Consider the following 4382-nt stretch of genomic DNA (forward strand, 5'->3'; position numbering starts at 1 on the left):
CCTCGCGTCTGTGGCCGAGGCCATGCCGGGGCGCCCCTGGGCCTCCGCCTCGGCGACGGTGGCGGAAAGCTCGGCGGCCGTCCCGCGCAGGCACTCCTCGTGGAGCTTGGTGAGCTCGCGGACCAGGGCGACGCGGCGCCCCGGCATGGCCTCGGCCACGGACGCGAGGGTGGCGGCGACGCGGTGGGGCGACTCGTAGAGCACCACGGCGCCGGGCACCCGGGCGAGGAGGTCGAGGCGCTCGCGGCGGGCGCCGGCCTTCCTCGGCAGGAACCCCTCGAAGAAGAAGTGTGAGCAGTCGAGGCCCGAGGCCGCGACGGCGCAGGTCACGGCGCTGGGGCCGGGGACGACCTCCACGGGGAGGCCGGCGTCGAGCGCGGCGTCCACGAGCCTGCGGCCCGGGTCGCTCACCGTGGGCATGCCGGCGTCGGAGGCAAAGGCCACACGCTGGCCGGAGGAGAGGCGCTCCAGGACGGCGGGCACGCGGGAGGCGATGACGTTCTCGTCGCAGCGCTCCAGGGGACGGCGCAGCCCCATGGCCGAGAGGAGCCGGCCGGTGACGCGGGTGTCCTCGCAGAGCACGACGTCGGCGGCGGCGAGGGTGTCGCGCACGCGGCCGGAGAGGTCGCCCAGGTTGCCGATAGGAGTGCCCACCAGCGAGAGCACGCCGGCGCCGGAGGGCCGGGGGTCGTCCTGGGGCATCAGTCGAACATCCCGCGCTCGAAGGAGGAGAGGGCCACGCGGGCGTCCCAGGCCGAGAGCTTGTTCTCGGTCTTCCACGTCTGGAAGAACCAGCCGGAGGCGTCGCGGAACGCCTGGATCTGGGCCGCGGCGNAGACGCGCTCCATGGCCTTGAGGCCCTCGGGCGTGGGGGTGCCGGCACCCACGGGCAGGGAGCTCGACCACTCCCCCACCACCACGGGCAGGCCGCTGCGGCGGGCGCGGGCGATGGCGTCGGAGGAGCGCTCCACCAGGCGGCGCGTGCCGGAGGGGCCGGAGGCGTCCACGACGTCGTTGTAGTGGTAGAGGTGCAGGTCCAGCCACACGTTGCGGTAGCGGGACTGGGCCATGAAGAGGTTCCACATGTCGGGGCGGCCGGCACAGGAGAACACCACCACGGGATGGTCGCCGGCGCGGTCGCGCACGGCCTCGTAGCAGTCGCGGTAGAAGTTGCGGAGCATGTGCATGGGCACGCCGGGCGTGACCGAGAGGCCGCGGCGGCGCTGGGCCACGGGCTCGTCGAGGGGCNCGATGCCGATGAGGCAGTCGCGCTCGGCGTAACGCTCGGCGAGGCGGGCCACGACCTCGATGACGNGGTCACGCAGGGTGGAGCCCATGGCGATGACGTTGCTCAGGGCCTCGGGGTCGTCGTCCCCGCCGGGNATGGCNGCGAGCACGAGCAGCACCTGCAGGCCGGCGGCCTCGGCCCAGGTGAAGGCGCGGTCCACGTACTCGATGCAGCCCTCGTCCACACCGGGCATGGGGCCGTCCTTGCCGAAGACCGTCCAGGGCACGGGGATGCGCACGGCGTTGTAGCCGCGGTCGGCGATCTGGCGGAAGTCGCGCTCGCCGATGAAGGCGGACCGGTGGCCGGCCACGACCTCCACATAGCGGTCGTGCCCGAGGGCGGCCTCGAGGCNCTTCTCGTCGAAGGCCCCCGACGAGGCNAACAGGGACGGGGTTACCCAGGGCTCGAGCACCAGCCAACCGGCGAGGTTGACCCCGTGCAGCATCGCGTGATCCACCGGCAGATCCTCCTTGCAGGGCGCGTACGTCGACGTTCTCCACGCTATCATTCCCAGGCCGGGAAAGACCTTTCAATCGCGTCAGGATGGTGCAACCTTCCCGGATCGCACCACGGGGGTGCGGAAAATGCCCCGATAAGCCCAAACTGTGCACCACGGTGGCGCGATCGCGTCCCCCATGCGCCACGGCGGCGTCGCAACTAAAAGGCTTGGGTTACAGGTGCCAGCATTATTGCGAGCAGGAGGACCGCGAACACAGTCAACTTCTGAGCCAGCTCGAGGGGCGACCGATACCGCCCCTGAGCACCTCACGATGGCCGCGATGAGCATGGGACCACCTGCAATATGAAGTGGGTGCTCCACCCCTTTGCCTCTACGCAAGCTCCATTCAGCAGTCATACCCCACTCGAAGGCCTATCCCGCCCCTCCTGGGGATGCCGCGGGGCACCCAACATACCAGTGGGACCGCTATCCGTCAGGATAGCGGTCCCACTCAAAAAGAAACAGGTAGCCGGACAATCCGACTACCTGCGAGTTTATGGTGGCGGGGAAGGGAGTCGAACCCCTGACACGCGGATTTTCAGTCCGCTGCTCTACCAACTGAGCTACCCAGCCAAAAACGCCTCGAGCGCCCGATAACTATAACACGTCACCTCCGGGGGTCAAGCAGCTCGAGCGAAAACCTCGCGCCACATATCTCGAGCACGCTTCCCGGCAGCCACGGCACGGAGTCCACGACCTCCTCCCCATCCAGCGTGGCAGGGTGCGTGGCCCCNGCGTCGTGGACGAGCACCATTCCCTCGTCGGGTGCCACGACCACGTGGCGGCGCGACACCGAGGCGTCCTTGAGCACCACGTCGTTGTCGGACGCCCGGCCGATGGAGAGGCCGCCGGCCGGGAGCGCCACGGGCGCCCTCATGCCGCGCCACCCCATCACCAGGCCCCAGCGCGGGCTGCGCGCGACCTCGGACAGGTCGCCCGTCTCGTCGGCCTCGTCCACCTCGGCGTCGGCTGGGTCGAAGTCGTCGTAGAGCGGGCCGTCCCACTCGGCGGGGAGCCCGGCCAGCGGCCCCTCCACGGCCCACCGCAAGTCGAGCCCCGCGCCGTACGCGGCCGCCTCGGCCGGCGGGTATGGCATTCCCGCCGCAGGCACCGCCGCGCCGAAGCGGTGGAGGCACCCGTAGCACACGTCCATGTCCTCGAAGGCGGAAGCGCCGCACTGCGGGCACACCTTGACGCCCGGCACACCGCACCCGTGGGCGCCCCCGCCGTGACAGTGTCCCTGCCCCTGGGCGCAACCGCCNTCGACCACCGTCATGTTCATGACCCTCTCCTATCTCTCGGGGCCTCCCGGCCCGTTTGAACGCACAGACTCACACCGTCGCCCTCCCCGGGCCACGGGGCGTCCGCCGCGACCCGCTCCAGCGCCCAGGCGGCCCCGGGGCACGACACCGCCCGCCACGGGGGCACGGCCCTCCTCGACAGGGCCACGGCGCCGTCCGNCCCCACGAACGCCATGTCCACGGGGCTCCCCATGCCCACCGTGTGGAGCGACCGGCACGCGGGGAACGCCAGCACCGGACACGCGCCCGGAGGGAAGTCCCCCATGAGCCCGACGAGCCGCTCCCGGAAGCCGCCCACGACGAGGGCGTCGATCACCCGCTCCCCTCCCGGGCCGCGCACGCGCACCTCGGCCGGCACCACGTCAGACACCTCCCGCGAGCGTCCCGATGTCCACCACCAGGGAGCGCTCGTGGACGAGCAGCGCCGGCGCGGTCCAGACGGCGCCTGCCACGGAGAACGTCGACGGCCGGGGTCGGAACCCCATGGAGCACACGAAGCGCACGCGCCCCGGCGAGAGCGCAGGCAGGAGGCCGTCCTCCTCGGGGTCGAGGCGCTCCACGCGGACGTCGACCTCGAGGCCGGGGTCGCCCATGGCCTCCTCCACGGCCTCCCTGACCTGCCGGACGGCGGACGAGGCGTCCTGCTCGTCGGCCGGCGCGATGCCGTGGGCGAGCACCATGTCAGGGGCCACGCGGTCGAACCGGGCGCACCGCTCGATGTAGACGCCCAGGTTCACGGCGACGAGGGCGCAGGCAAGCACCACCGGNACCACGCAGGCGAGCTCNACCACGGCCTGGCCGCGCTCCTCCCGGAGGAGCCNTGCCGCCCGCCCGGTCACGACGCGCCTCCCAGGAGGGTNGACAGGCGTACCTTGACGGGGATCTTGAACGGGAGCCCCGGGACCGAGAGCTCGCCGAGGTCCACCTCGGTCTCGCCCGCGACGTCCGCCACCTGGCGCCCGAAGGCCGCGANCANCTCGGCCGGCGTGCCGTCGGCCGGCAGCGCCTGGATGCCCCGGCGGATCCACGCCGCGTCAGTGGAGCCGTCCTTGTCGAGCACCTCCTGGGTGTGGCAGAGCACGGGCTTGCGGAGCCGGAGGTCCGCCGGCTCGAGCCCGGCCGCGGCCACGACCTGAGAGAGCCGGTCCCCCAGCCACCGGGCCACGCCGCCGGCCCCCACGGCGTCGAGGCCGTCGAAGAGCCGCCTGGCGGCGTCGGCCACCGCACCGTAGGCGTCGCCGTACCCCTCGAGCAGCTGCCCCCAGAGCGCCGTGACCCCGCCGAGCACGCCGGC

Annotated in this window: 3 protein-coding genes and 1 tRNA gene; all 4 read right to left on the bottom strand. The window is 72.4% G+C overall.

Annotated elements, in window-relative coordinates:
* Positions 1–702 (bottom strand): 16S rRNA (cytidine(1402)-2'-O)-methyltransferase (gene rsmI / locus JX283_RS07845; RefSeq protein ID WP_204830080.1); only part of this gene is annotated, 702 nt, incomplete at its 3' end.
* On the bottom strand, positions 702–1745 hold the full coding sequence (locus JX283_RS07850) for a glycoside hydrolase family 5 protein (RefSeq protein ID WP_239652547.1): 1044 nt from the start codon (positions 1743–1745) through the stop codon (positions 702–704). The genes rsmI and JX283_RS07850, both read right to left, overlap by 1 nt.
* Positions 1746–2284: 539 nt before the next feature.
* Positions 2285–2360 (bottom strand) — tRNA-Phe (locus tag JX283_RS07855).
* Between the two features lie 34 nt (positions 2361–2394).
* Complete coding sequence (locus JX283_RS07860) at positions 2395–3069, bottom strand: FHA domain-containing protein (protein WP_204830081.1); 675 nt, start codon at positions 3067–3069, stop codon at positions 2395–2397.
* Positions 3070–4382: the final 1313 nt, after the last annotated feature.

It is taken from the genome of Olsenella sp. CU969, from assembly GCF_905219715.1.
Taxonomy (GTDB): domain Bacteria; phylum Actinomycetota; class Coriobacteriia; order Coriobacteriales; family Atopobiaceae; genus Granulimonas; species Granulimonas faecalis.